Source organism: Brevibacterium sp. SMBL_HHYL_HB1, assembly GCF_018208375.1.
GTDB lineage: Bacteria > Actinomycetota > Actinomycetes > Actinomycetales > Brevibacteriaceae > Brevibacterium > Brevibacterium intestinavium.
The window spans coordinates 1717682-1731727 of sequence record NZ_CP062936.1; the positions used below are offsets into that span (position 1 = coordinate 1717682).

At 64.4% G+C, this 14046-nt stretch carries 17 protein-coding genes, 1 tRNA gene, 1 pseudogene and 1 other annotated feature; of the genes and pseudogenes, 10 read left to right on the forward strand and 9 right to left on the reverse strand.

The features are described 5' to 3' along the window. Positions 1-131: 131 nt before the first annotated feature. Together IG171_RS07965 and IG171_RS07970 are read left to right on the forward strand one after the other, a co-directional pair. Positions 132-443: a transposase gene (locus IG171_RS07965; RefSeq protein WP_212127336.1), complete on the forward strand. Its 312-nt coding sequence runs from the start codon at positions 132-134 to the stop codon at positions 441-443. After that, positions 401-533, forward strand: a sequence feature (AL1L pseudoknot). (Overlaps the previous gene by 43 nt.) Beyond that, complete coding sequence (locus IG171_RS07970) at positions 482-1354, forward strand: IS3 family transposase (protein ID WP_249204296.1); 873 nt, start codon at positions 482-484, stop codon at positions 1352-1354. It overlaps the preceding feature by 52 nt. Before the next feature lie 126 nt (positions 1355-1480). Here the strand turns inward: IG171_RS07970 and IG171_RS07975 are convergent, their stop codons facing one another. The 3 genes from IG171_RS07975 to IG171_RS07985 are packed head-to-tail and all read right to left on the reverse strand — an operon-like array spanning position 1481 to position 3128. Further along, the gene (locus tag IG171_RS07975; protein ID WP_212131147.1) at positions 1481-1759 is read right to left on the reverse strand and encodes a hypothetical protein; all 279 of its coding nucleotides are present in this window, start codon (positions 1757-1759) and stop codon (positions 1481-1483) included. An 11-nt stretch (positions 1760-1770) separates the two neighbouring features. Continuing rightward, entirely contained in the window at positions 1771-2571 is an 801-nt protein-coding gene (locus IG171_RS07980; protein WP_212131148.1) for a hypothetical protein, read from the reverse strand. Beyond that, on the reverse strand, positions 2568-3128 hold the full coding sequence (locus IG171_RS07985) for a hypothetical protein (protein ID WP_212131149.1): 561 nt from the start codon (positions 3126-3128) through the stop codon (positions 2568-2570). Before IG171_RS07985 ends, IG171_RS07980 begins: the two co-directional genes overlap by 4 nt. 73 nt (positions 3129-3201) lie before the next feature. On the opposite strand from IG171_RS07985, the gene IG171_RS07990 reads away from it, so the two are divergent. Then, a protein-coding gene (locus tag IG171_RS07990) for an IS5 family transposase (protein WP_212127312.1) occupies positions 3202-4081 on the forward strand; the annotation gives its coding sequence in 2 pieces (ribosomal slippage) (positions 3202-3558 and positions 3560-4081; 879 coding nt in all). Here the strand turns inward: IG171_RS07990 and IG171_RS07995 are convergent. Continuing rightward, positions 4078-4269: a helix-turn-helix domain-containing protein gene (locus tag IG171_RS07995; RefSeq protein ID WP_212131150.1), complete on the reverse strand. Its 192-nt coding sequence runs from the start codon at positions 4267-4269 to the stop codon at positions 4078-4080. The two genes, IG171_RS07990 and IG171_RS07995, sit on opposite strands and share 4 nt — an antisense overlap. Before the next feature lie 210 nt (positions 4270-4479). On the opposite strand from IG171_RS07995, the gene IG171_RS08000 reads away from it, so the two are divergent. Then, positions 4480-4600, forward strand: a tRNA-OTHER gene (locus IG171_RS08000). Between the two features lie 115 nt (positions 4601-4715). On the opposite strand, the gene IG171_RS08005 is transcribed toward IG171_RS08000, so the two are convergent. From IG171_RS08005 to IG171_RS08015, 3 genes are all read right to left on the reverse strand, one after another. Continuing rightward, on the reverse strand, positions 4716-5828 hold the full coding sequence (locus tag IG171_RS08005) for an alcohol dehydrogenase catalytic domain-containing protein (protein WP_212131151.1): 1113 nt from the start codon (positions 5826-5828) through the stop codon (positions 4716-4718). Between the two features lie 13 nt (positions 5829-5841). Beyond that, positions 5842-6315 carry a ribose-5-phosphate isomerase gene (locus IG171_RS08010; protein WP_212131152.1) on the reverse strand — a complete coding sequence of 158 codons (474 nt, stop codon included), beginning with the start codon at positions 6313-6315 and terminating at the stop codon, positions 5842-5844. Positions 6316-6386: 71 nt separating this feature from the next. Next, positions 6387-6992 (reverse strand): disulfide bond formation protein DsbA, encoded by a 606-nt coding sequence (locus IG171_RS08015; RefSeq protein WP_212131153.1) that lies wholly within the window; start codon positions 6990-6992, stop codon positions 6387-6389. Between the two features lie 192 nt (positions 6993-7184). Here IG171_RS08015 and IG171_RS19040 point away from each other — a divergent pair, with 192 nt between their 5' ends. The 4 genes and pseudogenes from IG171_RS19040 to IG171_RS08030 all read left to right on the forward strand — a co-directional run bounded on the left by IG171_RS19040 (position 7185) and on the right by IG171_RS08030 (position 11376). Continuing rightward, positions 7185-7931 (forward strand): hypothetical protein, encoded by a 747-nt coding sequence (locus tag IG171_RS19040; RefSeq protein WP_249204183.1) that lies wholly within the window; start codon positions 7185-7187, stop codon positions 7929-7931. A gap of 60 nt (positions 7932-7991) precedes the next feature. Beyond that, a pseudogene (gene pepN / locus IG171_RS08020) lies at positions 7992-9830 on the forward strand (aminopeptidase N); the annotation flags it as partial. A 12-nt stretch (positions 9831-9842) separates the two neighbouring features. Then, positions 9843-10991, forward strand: coding sequence for a mechanosensitive ion channel family protein (locus IG171_RS08025; RefSeq protein WP_249204188.1), 1149 nt, complete (start codon positions 9843-9845; stop codon positions 10989-10991). Next, a complete protein-coding gene (locus IG171_RS08030; protein ID WP_212131154.1) occupies positions 10972-11376 on the forward strand; it encodes a globin in 405 nt (134 codons plus the stop codon). The genes IG171_RS08025 and IG171_RS08030 overlap by 20 nt, the downstream gene beginning before the upstream one ends. Before the next feature lie 124 nt (positions 11377-11500). Here the strand turns inward: IG171_RS08030 and IG171_RS08035 are convergent, their stop codons facing one another. Both IG171_RS08035 and IG171_RS08040 read right to left on the reverse strand, forming a co-directional pair. Beyond that, the gene (locus tag IG171_RS08035) at positions 11501-12169 is read right to left on the reverse strand and encodes a hypothetical protein (protein WP_212131155.1); all 669 of its coding nucleotides are present in this window, start codon (positions 12167-12169) and stop codon (positions 11501-11503) included. Continuing rightward, positions 12166-12708 (reverse strand): acyl-CoA thioesterase, encoded by a 543-nt coding sequence (locus tag IG171_RS08040; protein ID WP_212131156.1) that lies wholly within the window; start codon positions 12706-12708, stop codon positions 12166-12168. Before IG171_RS08040 ends, IG171_RS08035 begins: the two co-directional genes overlap by 4 nt. A gap of 96 nt (positions 12709-12804) precedes the next feature. Between IG171_RS08040 and IG171_RS08045 the strand changes: the two genes are divergently transcribed. Both IG171_RS08045 and IG171_RS08050 read left to right on the forward strand, forming a co-directional pair. After that, a complete protein-coding gene (locus IG171_RS08045; protein ID WP_212131157.1) occupies positions 12805-13713 on the forward strand; it encodes an acyl-CoA thioesterase II in 909 nt (302 codons plus the stop codon). Next, positions 13710-13943: a hypothetical protein gene (locus IG171_RS08050; protein WP_212131158.1), complete on the forward strand. Its 234-nt coding sequence runs from the start codon at positions 13710-13712 to the stop codon at positions 13941-13943. Before IG171_RS08045 ends, IG171_RS08050 begins: the two co-directional genes overlap by 4 nt. The last annotated feature ends 103 nt before the right edge of the window (positions 13944-14046 follow it).

The window sequence follows — 14046 nt, forward strand, 5'->3', positions numbered from 1 at the left end:
GCGGCCGGTGCTGAGGCTGGTAGTTGTGTACAAAGTTATGAGACTGGCTGTCCCCGAAGTGGTGAGGTGATTCGTCCTTGGTTTGATAGAGGGTGTGCGGTTACCCAAGAAAGGACTACCCTCAACTCATCATGCCTACCTCGAAATATCCACCAGAAGTACGTGAGAGAGCCACTCGACTGGCTCTCGAGGCCCGCGCCGACCCAGAGACTCGAAACGGTGCCATCGCCCGCATTGCCGAGCAGACCGATGTGAACAAGGAAGCCCTGCGCAACTGGGTCAAGAAAGCCGAAGCAGCCAACCTGCCCGTCGAGACCGAGGACGTCCAGGCACGGATCCGGCGGCTGGAGAAGGAGAACCGGGAGCTGCGGAAGTCCAACGACATCCTCCGATCAGCGACCGCGTTTTTCGGCAAGGCGGAGTTCGACCGCCTACAGAAGTAATCGTCGCCTTCATCGACGAGAACAAGCACAGGTGGGGAATCGAACCGATCTGTCAGGTCCTGCGCCAGGACCTGGGCCTGAGCATCGCCCCATCAACGTACTATGCCTTCAAGACCCGTCCGGTCAGCGCTCGAGCCCAGCGAGATGCGGTGCTCAAAGAAAGGATCATGGCTATCCACACTCACCGCCGCAACAAGGTCTACGGCATCCGCAAGATCCACGCCGAACTCACAAGGACCTACGGCCCCGTGGCCCGGTGCACGGTCGAGAGATTGTGCAATGAGTTGGGCATCCGGGGTGTTGTGAGAGGGAAGTTCCCGCGGACGACGAAGCCCGGTCCCGAGACGAAACGACCGGCTGACCTCGTCAAACGTAACTTCACCGCTGCGGAGCCGAACCGTCTCTGGGTCGCGGATCTGACCTACGTTCCCACTGAGGCCGGCTTCGTTTACGTCGCGTTCGTCCTCGACGTATTCTCTCGAATGATCATCGGCTGGCAGACCTCGACGCGAATGTATACCGATCTGGCTCTCGATGCTTTGAATATGGGCATATGGGGCCGTAAACGTGCAGGTCACGACGTTGTAGGGCTGACCCACCACTCGGACAGAGGGGTGCAGTATCGGGCTCTGCGCTACACCCAGGCACTGGCTGAGGCCGAGGCAGTGGCGTCGGTGGGATCGATCGGCGATAGTTACGACAATGCCATGGCCGAAGCGCTGAACTCGTTATACAAATACGAACTCGTCTTCACCGACGGCCCCTGGTCCGGTCGCAACGATCTCGAGGCCGCGACGGCTGAGTGGGTGCATTGGTTCAACACCGAACGGTTGCATTCGATGCTTGACTATCAGACTCCCGCCGAGATCGAAGCAGCCCACTACACGAGCCTGCAGACTTCGGCGGCCTAATAACTGAACGAACGTTCAGCCTCCAGAAAACCCGGGACTTGACATCCTTCACGGGTGAGACCGTTCCTGCGTCTGCGGGAGCATTGTGTGCCAGCGCTGTGTTGTCTGTAGTCATGGTTGCCTCTCTCACTGGTCGACCGGGCCGATCCAGTCGCATGAAACTCCGCCGTTGCCGTTGTCTCCGTCGTAGACGACGCAGGTGATGGTGCGTCCGTCCTCGAGGACGATGGGTTCTTCGTGGAGTCCTTGCCCGTCGCCACGTTCATCGACGACGGAGGGGTCATTCGTTTCGTCCGAGCCCTCCGGGGGTTCCTCGACCTTCTTCGGTTCGCATCCAGCCAGGCTGGCGGTGAGGATGATGGTGGTCAGGAGGATGACTGGTTTCTTCGCGTGTGTGGTCTTCATGGGTATTCCAATCACTTGGTCTTCGTGGTCGTGAGTTGCTTCATCACGAATGGTTCGAGTTCCGGGATCTCGACCGCACGGTCACCGACGATGGGCTTGAGTGCTTTGAACAGTGCCCGCATCGTCCGGTCCTGGTCATCGTCTGTGGTGTCGGGACGGCGCAGAATCTCGACGAGGTGCGCGGCATCGTCCATCACTCGTTTCAGCACTGGGTCCAGGGACGGTCCGCGACCGAGAATCGTGGCTTGGTGCTCACCGTCACGCAGCGCCTTGTCGAAGGCATCGACCGCGGTCTCGAAGTCGCGAAGAAGAATGTGATCGTTCTGGTCGATTTCCCACCGTTTCCGGGTCGTCGACGCGACTTCTGACCTATCGAGGATCCGCACCGCGAACTCTTCGTGAGCGACGTCGTGGATCGCGGGAAATTCGATGAGGAGGTCGAGGTCGGTGTGCCACTGGTCCCAACGGGTCTGGATCGCGTCATGACGGGCCACCGTCACCTCTCCCCGATCCCAACCCCACACGTCAACAGTCGAACCGTCGGAGTCCCGGAGCGCGACTCGCGTTGAGCTCAACCCATGCGCTTCCTCGGCAGCAGCGTAAGCGTAGAGGGATATCAGATCGCTCCCAGCCCCACTCAGACCTGCGCGGGAATTCAGGCGACCGACCATAATGGCTCCGAACCCGATCACCGCAAGGACGACGGCAAGCGTCAGACCAACGACCAGAATCGTTGCGAAAGCTTGATCGTTTGCCCATGCCTCGATTGAGGGTCCACCAACGGAGGGTCTACGAACTTTGAATGCCATCATGACCGGCTCCGGGTGATGACTTGGAGGTTCGTCATGGTCTTCTTGATCGACCCGACGGTGTCCGAATGAGTCAGCGCGGCTTGGAACGTCGGTGCCGGCTGTGTGGCCATTGCCGAGAGCAGGTCGGAGAGGACACCGAGTGCGTCGGCGACGTCGCGGCCGAGGTCTTCGACCTTGTCGCCCTCGAGCGTTCCGAGGTCGGAGACTCCCCCACTGAACGCAACCTCGAGGAGTTTCGACTGTTTCTTGACCATTGGCAATGGTGCTGCGGCTCCGTAGTGGAGTTCCCGGATTGCACGGACCACGTGCTCACGGCCAGGAGTGTTACTCGACTCGCTGAGATTCACCGATGCCGGTTCAAGACCGGACGATGAGACAAGGTCGTAGTCGGTGGGGTGGCCATCCTCGACGATTTCCGCATCAACGATGTTCTCCCTCGACGGATTTGGTGCGGATGTCGGCTTAAGAGGTCGTTCGCGGTCGTATTGTTTCCCATCCAAACCAATGACTGGCTCATCAGGTTCAGGTGATTCATTTGAATCACGTGGTTCGTTCAATCGTCGGACTACCGTCGGCTGGCTTAGGGCGTGTCTGATAAATTTCCCGGTGGGATTCTGAAACCCTGGAATCGTGTCTCGATTCCAACTACTCACTGATGACCAATGGGCTCTCATCGCCGACTACCTCCCGGCACCGACCGGCCGACGAGGCCGCCCGTTCTCCGATCCCAGACAGATGGTCGAGGGCATCATCTACCGCTACCGCACCGGTATCGCTTGGCGCGATCTGCCCGAGACCTTCGGCAAATGGCAGACCGTGTGGACCTGGCACCGCCGCCTCGCCGCCGACGGCACCTGGGATGCCATCCACCAGGCTCTGACTGTCCACGCGGCAAAGAATGACAAGGTCGACTTCACCGTCTCAGTCGACTCCACGATCGCTCGCGCACATCAACACGCGACGAACATCAGCCGCGTAAAAAAGGGACTCGTCGAATTACAAGGATCTACTGACAGAGTCGCCTGACCACGCTTTCGGCCGCTCGCGCGGAGGCTTGTCGACAAAGACTCATCAGCTCGTCGATGGCCACGGGCTGCCGCTGGTGTCGATCTGCACCGCTGGTCAGGACGGCGACAGCCCGATGCTCGCCCCTCTGTTGGACAACCTTCAGGTCGGTCGACGCACCCGCCCGGACGCCGTCCTTGGCGACAAGGCCTACTCATCGAGAGCGAACCGGTCACTGCTGCGGTCGCGGAAGATCGAGGCAGTCATCTCCGAACCGTCCGATCAGCAAGGCCATCGTCTCCGGCGAGGATCAAAGGGTGGCCGTCCACCGAAGTTCGACGCGATCAAGTACAAGGGTCGCAATGTCATCGAGCGCGGTTATGCCCGTTTGAAGCAGTGGCGAGGACTGGCCACTCGCTATGACAAACTCGCCGTCGTCTATCGAGCCGCTGTCGTGCTCAACGGTGTCATCGCTTGGTTACAGCATTTATCAGACACGCCCTAGTCGAACAGCGCGTCGATGAAGTCTTCCAGGTCAGCGACCCGGTAGTAGATGCGTCCGCCGAGGACTGCCGTGGGCGGACCTTCCCCGCGTGATCGCCACGCTCTCAGCGTGCGCGGGCTCAGCCCGAGATAGTCGGCGGCCTGATCGAGGACGAGGAATCTGCTCGTATCTGAAATGCCTGTGCTCATGCATTCCTGTGTGGGCCGCACTGGGCGATCACTGGCCGATTCGTGCATTCCAGGTGTCGCAGGAACGAATCAATCCGTCGCCAGAACATATCAGCGCACAGTGCATTCATGAGGCATTCCGCGCAGCATTCTTCCGCCATTCTTCGATTACACTCAATATGGATCGGGTGTTCCTTTTTGGAGCACATTCAATCGGGCGAATCGAATGATCGGGGTGTGAGCGGATGTCACCGGACTGTCAGTGCCTGCAATGCGGATCACTCGCACCGACGACAGCCTCCGCTGGCGGACCCAGGCCAGAGGGTCGCAGGTTCAAATCCTGTCATCCCGACACACATCGGCCGCTCGGACCATGAGGTCCGGGCGGCCCTTCCGCATTCTCAGCGGCCCCGGGGCATGGCCCGTCGATCCCGGCGGCTTCCGCCCTCAACGAGCGCGCCCGCCGCTCAAGCCTCGAAGTCGATGATCTGGCGCACCACCGTGCCGTCGGCGAGGGCGTCGAAGGCCGAGTTCAGGTCGGTGAGTCCGATCGTGTCGGAGATCAGCTCCTCGACCGGCAGCTTCCCCGCCCGCCACAGATCCGCGTAGACGGGGATGTCGCGGCTGGGCACGGCCGAACCGAGGTAGGAGCCGATGACCGTGCGGGCCTCTGCCGTGAGCGTCACCGGCGTGATGTGCGACTGAGCGTCCGGGGCGGGCAGCCCCACGGTCACGGTCGTCCCGCCCACGGCCGTGGCTTCGAAGGCCGTTTCGAAAGCCCGGGGGTGGCCGACGCATTCGATGACGACCGGAGCCCTGCGGTCACCGAGCCGCTCGGGAGTGAAGACCTCCGCAGCCCCGAGTTCCTTCGCGCGAACGAGCTTGTCCGGGTTCGCGTCGACGCCGATGACGCCGGCGGTCTCGATCGACAGCGCCGTGATCAGCGCGGCCGTGCCGACTCCGCCGAGGCCGACGATCATCACCTCATCGCTCGGGTCGGGACGGCCGGCGTTGCGCACCGCTCCCCCGCCGGTGAGCACGGCGCAGCCGAGCACCGCAGCGATTGGAGCCGGAACATCATCGTCGACGGGCACGACCGAGGCGCGATTGAGGACTGCATGCGTGGCGACCACACCGGCGCCGAGGTGATGGGCCACCTCGGCGCCGGTGTGGTCGTGCAGTCGCACCTTGTGACCGTCGAACGGCAGGGTCCCGGCATTGTTCGTCGCGCTGCCGGGCGTGCACGGCAGCTTGCCGTTCGTGCGGCAGTTCGCGCACTCTCCGCATCGGGGCAGGAACACCGTCACGACCTGCTGACCGACCTCGAGGTCGTCGACGCCGTCTCCGAGCGCCTCGACCACACCGGCACCCTCATGACCCAAGAGCATCGGCGTGGGCCGGGGCCGATTGCCGTCGACGACCGAGAGATCGGAATGGCAGACTCCGGCCGCTCGCATCCGAACGAGCACCTCGCCCGGCCCCGGTGCGTCGAGCTCGAGGTCCTCGATCGTCAACGGCCGAGATCTCGCATACGGACGAACTCGTCCGCTCTCACGCAGCACAGCACCTCGGATGTTCACAGCGCGCCGCCTGTCACAGGGCCTTCGGGCCCTGCTCCTCGTAATCGGCCATGATGGCGATCCGCCGTGCGTGGCGGTCGTCTCCCGAGAACGGTTCGGCCAGGAACGCCTCGACGATGGCGATCGCTTCGTCCTCAGGATGCTGTCGGGCACCGACCGCGACGATCTGAGCATCGTTGTGCGCACGTGCCAGCTTCGAGATCTCCGGGTTCCAGGCCAGCGCGGTGCGAGCGCCCTTGACCAGGTTCGCCGCCATCTGCTCACCGTTGCCGGACCCGCCGATGACGACGCCGAGCGCCTCGACGCCGGCGGCGCGGTCGTCGACCACGCCCTGGGCCGCGGCGATGCAGAACGCCGGATAGTCATCGAGTGCGTCGTATTCGAGCGCACCGTGGTCGACGACCTCATGCCCTGCCTTCTCGAGGTGGGTTCTGAGGACCTCTTTGAATTCGAATCCGGCGTGGTCGGTGCCGAGATGGACCTTCATCTGTCTGCCTTTCGTACGATCCCTGCGGACCGCGCTTGAATGTTCATCGGAAAGCGGGTGGAGCCGGCGACTCAGTCGAAGTTCGGACCCTGGTCGCGAGTGCGCTTGAGCTCGAAGAATCCGGGAGTCGAGGCGACTGCGAGGACTCCGTCGAAGAGTCGGCCGGCGTCCTCGCCCTTCGGCGCCGGGGTCACGACCGGCCCGAAGAAGGCGGTGCCCGCCACGCGGCAGATCGGGGTGCCGACCTCATCGCCGACGAGGGCCAGGCCTTCGTCGTGGGAGGCCTGGAGCGCCGCGTCGTAATCGTCGGTCTGGCCGTACTTCATGAGCCCGGCGGGCAGGCCCACCTCGGCGAGCGATTCGGAGACCGCCTTGTCGAAGTCCTGCTCCCCACCCGGGTGGATCCGGGTGCCGATGGCGGTGTAGAGCGGTTCGGCGACTTCCTCACCGTGCTCGGCGATCGCGGCGGTGACGATGCGCATCGGGGCCAGGGCCCGGTCCATCAGCGCCCGGTAGTCGTCCGAGATGTCCTTGTCGCGATTGAGGAAGTTCAGACTCATGGGGTGGAACTTCACCTCGACCTCACGCACCTTGGCCACTTCGAGACTCCAGCGGGAGGTCATCCAGGCCCATGGGCAGCTGGTATCGAACCACAGATCGAGTGTTTCCTTGCTCACTGTCTCTCCTCTTTCGGTCGGTCACGGGCCCCGTCACGGGCGCCCACCGTGTCGGTGCTCAATCTACCAAGGTCTGCCGAATGGGGTGAAAGCGGTCGAAACCTCCATCTCGGGCGGGCGCCGCCGCGACAACGGAAGTCCATGAAAGAATGACCGAGTACACCCGGTCCCCGAAGCGGAGGTCACCTCACTGTGCCGCAATACAACCTCACCCGCGACGAAGCACGCGAACGTTCCGAGATCGTGGACGTCTCGAGCTACGAGCACACCCTGATCCTCACGGGAGAGGGCGAGAGTTTCCGCGTGCACTCGCGCATCCGCTTCACCGCGGTGCCGGAGTCGACGACATTCATCGACGCCATCACCGCCAGCGTCGAACGCGTCCGACTCAACGGAGTCGACCTCGACCTCGCCGAGGCGGTCGGACCGGCCCGCATCGCCCTTCCGGGGCTCGCCGCCGACAACGAACTCGTCGTCGACGCGCATTTCCACTACATGAACACCGGCGAGGGCCTGCACCGCTTCGTCGATCCCGTCGACGACCAGATCTATCTCTACTCGCAGTTCGAAGTGCCCGATGCCAGGCGGGTCTTCCCCGTGTTCGAACAGCCGGACATCAAGGCCCCCTTCTCCTTCACCGTTGTCGCCCCCGACACGTGGACCGTCGTGTCGAACTCCCCCACACCGACTCCGGGCGACCCGACCGAGACCTTCACCGAGCTCGGCGAGCGGCAGGTGCCGTCGACGGCCGTGTGGCAGTTCGCGCCCACGACGCCGATCTCGTCCTATATCACCGCGATCATCGCCGGCCCCTACCGCTCGGTCCATTCGGAGCTGACCTCCTCTGACGGATCTGTCGTGCCCTTGGGCCTCTACTGCCGGTCCTCGCTGTTCGAACACCTCGACGCCGAGAATCTGTTCGGGGTGACCAAGGCCTGATTCGAGTTCTTCGAACGCGAGTTCGGCGTCTCCTATCCGTTCGAGAAGTACGACCAGCTCTTCGTGCCCGAGTTCAATGCCGGTGCGATGGAGAACGCCGGAGCCGTGACGATCCTCGAGAACTACGTGTTCCGGTCCCGCCCGACCGAGGCCCTGGTCGAGCGTCGAACCGTGACCATCCTCCACGAACTCGCCCACATGTGGTTCGGTGACCTGGTGACCATGCGCTGGTGGAACGATCTGTGGCTCAATGAGTCCTTCGCCGAGTTCATGTCGACCCTGGCCACCGCCGAGGCGACGAAGTACACGCAGGCCTGGACGACCTTCGCCACGATCGAGAAGTCCTGGGCCTACCGACAGGACCAGCTGCCGAGCACCCACCCGATCGTCGCGCCGATCGAGGATCTCGCCGATGTCGAGGTCAACTTCGACGGAATCACCTATGCCAAGGGAGCCTCGGTGCTCAAACAGCTGGTGGCCTGGGTCGGGCGGGAGGAGTTCTTCGCCGGGCTGGCTCGCTACTTCGACAAGCACGCCTGGTCGAACACCGAACTGTCCGATCTCCTCGATGAGCTCGAGGCCACCTCGGGCAGGGATCTCGCCAGCTGGTCGAGGCTGTGGCTCGAGGAGTCCGGGGTCAACCTCATCGAAGCCTCGGTCGAGACCGATGACGACGAAGCGATCACGTCCCTGCGCGTGACCCAGCGTCCCTGGACGCTGGAGAACCAGCCGACTCCGTCCCTGCGGCCGCACCGATTGGCCGTCGGCTTCTATTCCGATGACGGATCCGGCCGCCTGGTGCGCACCCACTCGTTCCCCCTCGACATCGATTCCGAATCCGTCGAAATCGACCAGGCCCGCGGCTTGGACCGCCCGGACGTCATCATCGTCAACGACGCCGATCTCAGCTATACGAAGGTCCGCTTCGACGAGTCGAGCATGGACACGGCCGCACGGCGACTGAGCGACTTCGACGATTCGCTCACCCAGCTGCTCGTCCTCGCCACCCTGTGGGACGAGGTCCGTGACGGTCAGCGACCCGTGCAGGACTACATCGAAACGGTCATGACCCACCTGGGCGCGATCACGCACTCCTCCGGGCTGCTCACGCAGATGCGTCAGCTCGACTCTGCGGTCTCGGCCTATCTGCCCCCGCAGCAGCGCGAGAGCGTGCATGCCCGGCTGGCCGACCGGTTCGTCGAACTGCTCGAATCGGTTCCCGAAGGCACGGATCAGGCGTTCCAGTTCGTCCGCGGCTTCATCAGGCACGCGACGACTCCGCAGCAGCTCGAACGGCTGTCGTCATGGCTGCGGCCGGAGACCGACACGGTCTTCGGAATCTCGCTGGACACGGACCTCACCTGGGAGATCCTCATCGGACTCTGCGCTCACGATGCCGTCGAGGATGCGGCCGTGGCCGAGATGAGCCGCCGCGATCCCAGCGCCACCGGCGTCCGCCAGGCCGCGACCGCACGTGCGTCCCGTCCCACTTCGGCGGCGAAGTCGCGGACCTTCACCCGCCTCGTCGACGACGCGGACCTGCCGAACTCCGAGCTCGGGGCACTGGCGCTGGGATTCGGCACCGGTCTGCAGCTGCCTTCGGGCGAGACCATCGCCGCCGACGCTCCCCTGCGGTCCTTCAGCGAGGAGTACTTCGCTCGCGTCGCCGGTTGGTGGGAGACCAGAACCCTGGAGATGGCGCAGACGATGACTCTGCACCTGTTCCCGCCGGTGAGTCAGGACACGGTCGAGGCCACCCGCCGGTGGCTGGCCGACCATCCCGCCGCCCCGAAGGGGCTGCTGCGGCTGATGCAGGAGAAACTCGCCGACGCCGGGCGTGCACTGGAAGTTCAGCGTGTGTCCAGCGCTTCCAAGGGATCATTGAACCTCGGCAGTTAGTCTCGAGACATCATGACTTCTGAGCCAATGGAATCCACTGTTCAAGCCGCAAGCGACTTCGATTGGTCCTTCCTCCTCGGCACTCCGCTGAGGATCACGATCATCATCGTCGGGGCCATCGTCGTCAACCTCATCGTCCGTCTCTTCATCCGACGATTCACCGCGGCCGTGGCCAAGGGCACGGTCGGCAGCGAGAAGGCGGAGGCAGCCGGTCTCGCAAAGTTCTCCGCCACCGCGATGGAGGCGCACAGGACCGGGATCGACCAGCAGACGATCAAGGAACGGCGGGCGCAGCGAGCGAGAACCGTCGGGCGGATGCTGTCGTCGGTGACCACGATCCTCATCAGCGTCATCGCCGCGCTCATGGTCCTGGATGCGCTCGACTTCAACATCGCCCCGATCCTGGCCTCGGCCGGCATCGCCGGTGTGGCCATCGCCTTCGGCGCCCAGGAGCTCGTCCGCGACTACCTCTCCGGCTTCTTCATCGTCATCGAGGACCAGTACGGCATCGGTGACACCGTCGACCTCGGCGAGGCCGTCGGTGAGGTCGAGGACGTCGGACTGCGCCGCACTCAGGTCCGCGATCTCACGGGCACGCTGTGGCATGTGCGCAACGGTGAGATCCTGCGCGTGGGCAACCTCTCCCAGGGCTGGGCCCGTGCCGTGCTCGAGATCCCCATCGACTACTCCACCTCGATGGATGACTACCGTGAGATGACGAAGGACGTCACCGCCTCGCTGCGCAAGGATCCCGAGATCTCCCGCGCGATGCTCGAGGATCCCGAGATCGCCGGCGTCCAGTCACTGTCGGGGTCCCACCGCGTCATCCGCACCATGATCAAGACCAAACCGAACCTGCAGTGGATGGTCGAGAGGGCCTTCCGGGCCGAACTCATCAACGAGATGGCCAAACGCGGGGCTCAGGTCGGTATGATCCAGGAGACGGTCCTGCGCACTCTGCCCGACAGCGCCGACGACTCCGCCGAGGCCGGACGGGCAGAGACCGCTGCCGCCGGCTCCGCACAGCCGAAGCGGTCGGCCGCGGTCACATCGGAAGCCGACAGCGCGCCCTCGCGCCTGCCCAGCGACCAGGAGATCCGCAGCACCGTCCACGAAGACTCCCCCAGCGAAGGAACGAGCGATGACACAGGCCAGCAATGAATCGGTCTTCGAAGCCGTCGGGGGTCATGAGACCTTCACGCGTCTCGTCGACGTGTTCTACAAGCACGTCGACGAGGATGCCGAGCTCATCGCCATGTATCCTGACGGGCACGAACTCACCGGTGCCAAGCATCGCCTGCAGACATTCCTCGAACAGTACTTCGGCGGACCGTCGACGTACCAGGACGAACGCGGCCATCCGCGGCTGAGGATGCGCCACGCCGACTATCCGATCGATTTCGATGCCAGGGACCGCTGGCTGCGCTGCATGCGCGCGGCGCTGGACGATGTGAGTCTGCCGCCGCTGTATGACGAGATGTTCTGGGACTACTTCCAGCGGGCCGCGACCGCCATGGTCAACACGGCCAATCCGAACATCCGCTGAATTCCTGTGCTGAGTCCCAGCGGTGCCGGTGCGCCTGGTCTGCACCGGCGCTGATCGTCCGCACCCGTGCAGTTCATGCGCGGGTGCGGACGGTGCCAGTGGCTCATCCGCTGGTGCGGGCGAGTCATCTGCGGGTGCGGGTGAGCAGGTGACCGCCCGGGGTGACCAGCCGCAGCCAGCCCGCTGATTCCATCACGTCCAGCTCCGCGTCGTCGTCGCGGCCCTGTGCGGGAATGAAGCGCAGCGCAGTGGCCGCGAACGCCAGCCCACCGGGCAGATCGGTGCCGAGGGCCCCTGTCATCTCACGTGACCAGACCCGGGACCGCAGCGCCTTGACCGCGTGTCCGCCGGAGCCTTCCGGGGCACCGGTGCTGATCTCCTCGACACCGGCTGCCGCTGTCTCGTGCAGACGGCCCACCGAGATCGTGTCGCGGGCCCGCCAGCCTGATCGAGGCGGAGCGATGCCGGTCCACGATACGAGCACCGAATTCGGCGGCACCGGCAGCGAAGTGCCGTTCTCCTCCCGCGCGAAACGGTCGATCAGGTTCGACAGCGGCACCGCCTCGTCGAAGCCGTCGAGTTCGGAACTGCGCAGACGCAGCATCCTCATCCCCAGCACCAAGGGGGTCGAATCCCCGATCCCGTGCGGGTACAGCGGGGCCACCGATGCCGCGAGAACATCGGCGACGACCTGCAGTCGCATCGCTCCGTCGGAGTCGGCGCGGTGGGCCAGAGAGGTGAATGCCGACAGATCGGCCATGGCCAGCGGGTCTGAGATCTCGAGAACCGTCATCGGCGACTCCTTCGCATCGGCACGGCACGACCGGCCACGGACTCCATGGCCGCCGTCTCCTCCTGAGTGAGGCGACGCGGTCTGCCCTTGGCGGTATCGATGAAGACGATCACGGTCTCGGCGACCGTGTACGCCTGCGAACCGTCCGGTTCACAGATGACGTAGCCGGCCGTCACCGAGGCGGGGCCGACCTCGCTGATGACCAGATCGACGGCGATGGGGCCGGTGCGATACGGGATCGGTGCCCGGTATTCGATCGCGTGGGAGGCCACGAGCAGTTCGGTCGTCGACGAGGCGTCGGCGAAGATCTTGGGGATCTCGACCCCGCTGACGGTCTCGCTCACCCCGTAGCGTCCGGGTGTGTTCGCGGCGTCGGAACTGTGGGTGGGCGATCCGAGTGCCCGCACACGGGCCTCTTCGAGCAGTCGCAGCTGGGTGACGTTGTTGACGTGTCCGTAGGCGTCCATGTCACCCCATCTCAGTTCCAGCAGTACACGGGTGAATTCGTCCAGAAGAGGATCGGTGGTGCCAGAGTGCATGAACCCCATCATGCCACCTTCCTCGCGACGGTGCGGCACGCGATAGGATCGTGACTCGTACGCACCATAGGCACTGTCGTCCGAGGGAGAGAACCCATGACCGATGAAGCATCCACCGAGGCGGAGGCGAACGTCGCACGGCTGCGGGAGCTGCTCGACCTGCGCAGACTCGAGTTCACCTCTGCGTCGAGCGAGACGGATTTCTTCATCGGCGCCAGCCAGTACAAACCCGATGGCCGGGTCTACGGTGGGCAGGTCCTCGCACAGTGCGTCGTGGCCGCGGCGGCCACTCTCCCGCAGGACAGGCACATCCATTCCCTGCACGGCTACTTCCTGCGTGCCGGGGACGTCAGCGAGCCCATCGAGTTCGGTGTCGAGAGGCTCCGGGACGGACGATCGTTCTCGGCACGACGAGTGCATGCGTATCAGAAGGGCGCTCCGATCCTCTCCCTCATCGCTTCCTTCCAGGACGAGCAGCCGGGCCTCGAACACGCCGAGGAGATGCCCACTGGACTGCCCGCGCCCGAGGACTGCCCCGAGCTGCTCGAGATCATCGGTGACGACGATTCCCCGCAGGTGTCCGGCTGGCTGAGGAAGCGGCCCTTCGAGGTCCGCCCGATCGAGGGGTCCCTGCACGCCCCCGGGGGTGCCGATCCCAGCCTGTGGGAACAGCATTCCTGGTTCCGCACGAGCGCGCCCTTCGGCAGCGATCGCGTGCTCAACGCCGCGGCGCTTGCCTATGCCAGCGATTTCAACCTGCTCGAACCGGTTCTGCGCCGTCAGAAGCTGACCTGGAGCACCCCCGGGCTACGAGTGGCCAGCCTCGACCACGCCATGTGGTGGCATCGGCCGGTCAGGGTCGACGAGTGGATGCTCTATGTCCAGGAGTCACCGGCGGCCCAGGGCGGACGCGGTCTGGGCTATGGCCGCATCTTCGCCGCGGACGGCACGCTGCTGGCCACTGTGGCGCAGGAGGGCATGGTCCGTGTCAAGGAGACCCGTTGAAGGACGACGCCACGATGATGGACGTCATCGCCGCCATTCTGGGTCGATTGGTCAATGTGGCGCTGTTCGTCGTCTTCTCGATCCTCGCTCTGCTGTTTCTGCGGGCGAACACCGATCTGCACATGGGTCTCGTCGCCGTCCTGTCCATCGTCATCGGCGTCGCCGGCACGGTCCTCGTGCGGGTGCTGCTCAACGCGCTGCGGAGTCTCGGCGAACGGCTGCGTTCCTGACCGCGGTTCGGCGCTTCCCGACCGCCGGTGGGTCTGTGGCGGACTCCCACCCGGACGCACCGATGCCCCGGTCAACGTGACCGGGGCATCGGTGCGTCTGTTC

What these genes read in the sequence shown, in the direction of transcription:
- IG171_RS08035 (WP_212131155.1), bottom strand. Translation starts at nt 12,169, where the DNA reads ATGACGGTTCTCGAGATCTCAGACCCGCTGGCCATGGCCGATCTGTCG.
- IG171_RS07975 (WP_212131147.1), bottom strand. Translation starts at nt 1,759, where the DNA reads ATGAAGACCACACACGCGAAGAAACCAGTCATCCTCCTGACCACCATC.
- IG171_RS07980 (WP_212131148.1), bottom strand. Translation starts at nt 2,571, where the DNA reads ATGATGGCATTCAAAGTTCGTAGACCCTCCGTTGGTGGACCCTCAATC.
- IG171_RS08010 (WP_212131152.1), bottom strand. Translation starts at nt 6,315, where the DNA reads ATGAAGGTCCATCTCGGCACCGACCACGCCGGATTCGAATTCAAAGAG.
- IG171_RS07965 (WP_212127336.1), top strand. Translation starts at nt 132, where the DNA reads ATGCCTACCTCGAAATATCCACCAGAAGTACGTGAGAGAGCCACTCGA.
- IG171_RS08045 (WP_212131157.1), top strand. Translation starts at nt 12,805, where the DNA reads ATGACCGATGAAGCATCCACCGAGGCGGAGGCGAACGTCGCACGGCTG.
- IG171_RS08040 (WP_212131156.1), bottom strand. Translation starts at nt 12,708, where the DNA reads ATGCACTCTGGCACCACCGATCCTCTTCTGGACGAATTCACCCGTGTA.
- IG171_RS08030 (WP_212131154.1), top strand. Translation starts at nt 10,972, where the DNA reads ATGACACAGGCCAGCAATGAATCGGTCTTCGAAGCCGTCGGGGGTCAT.
- IG171_RS08025 (WP_249204188.1), top strand. Translation starts at nt 9,843, where the DNA reads ATGACTTCTGAGCCAATGGAATCCACTGTTCAAGCCGCAAGCGACTTC.
- IG171_RS07995 (WP_212131150.1), bottom strand. Translation starts at nt 4,269, where the DNA reads ATGAGCACAGGCATTTCAGATACGAGCAGATTCCTCGTCCTCGATCAG.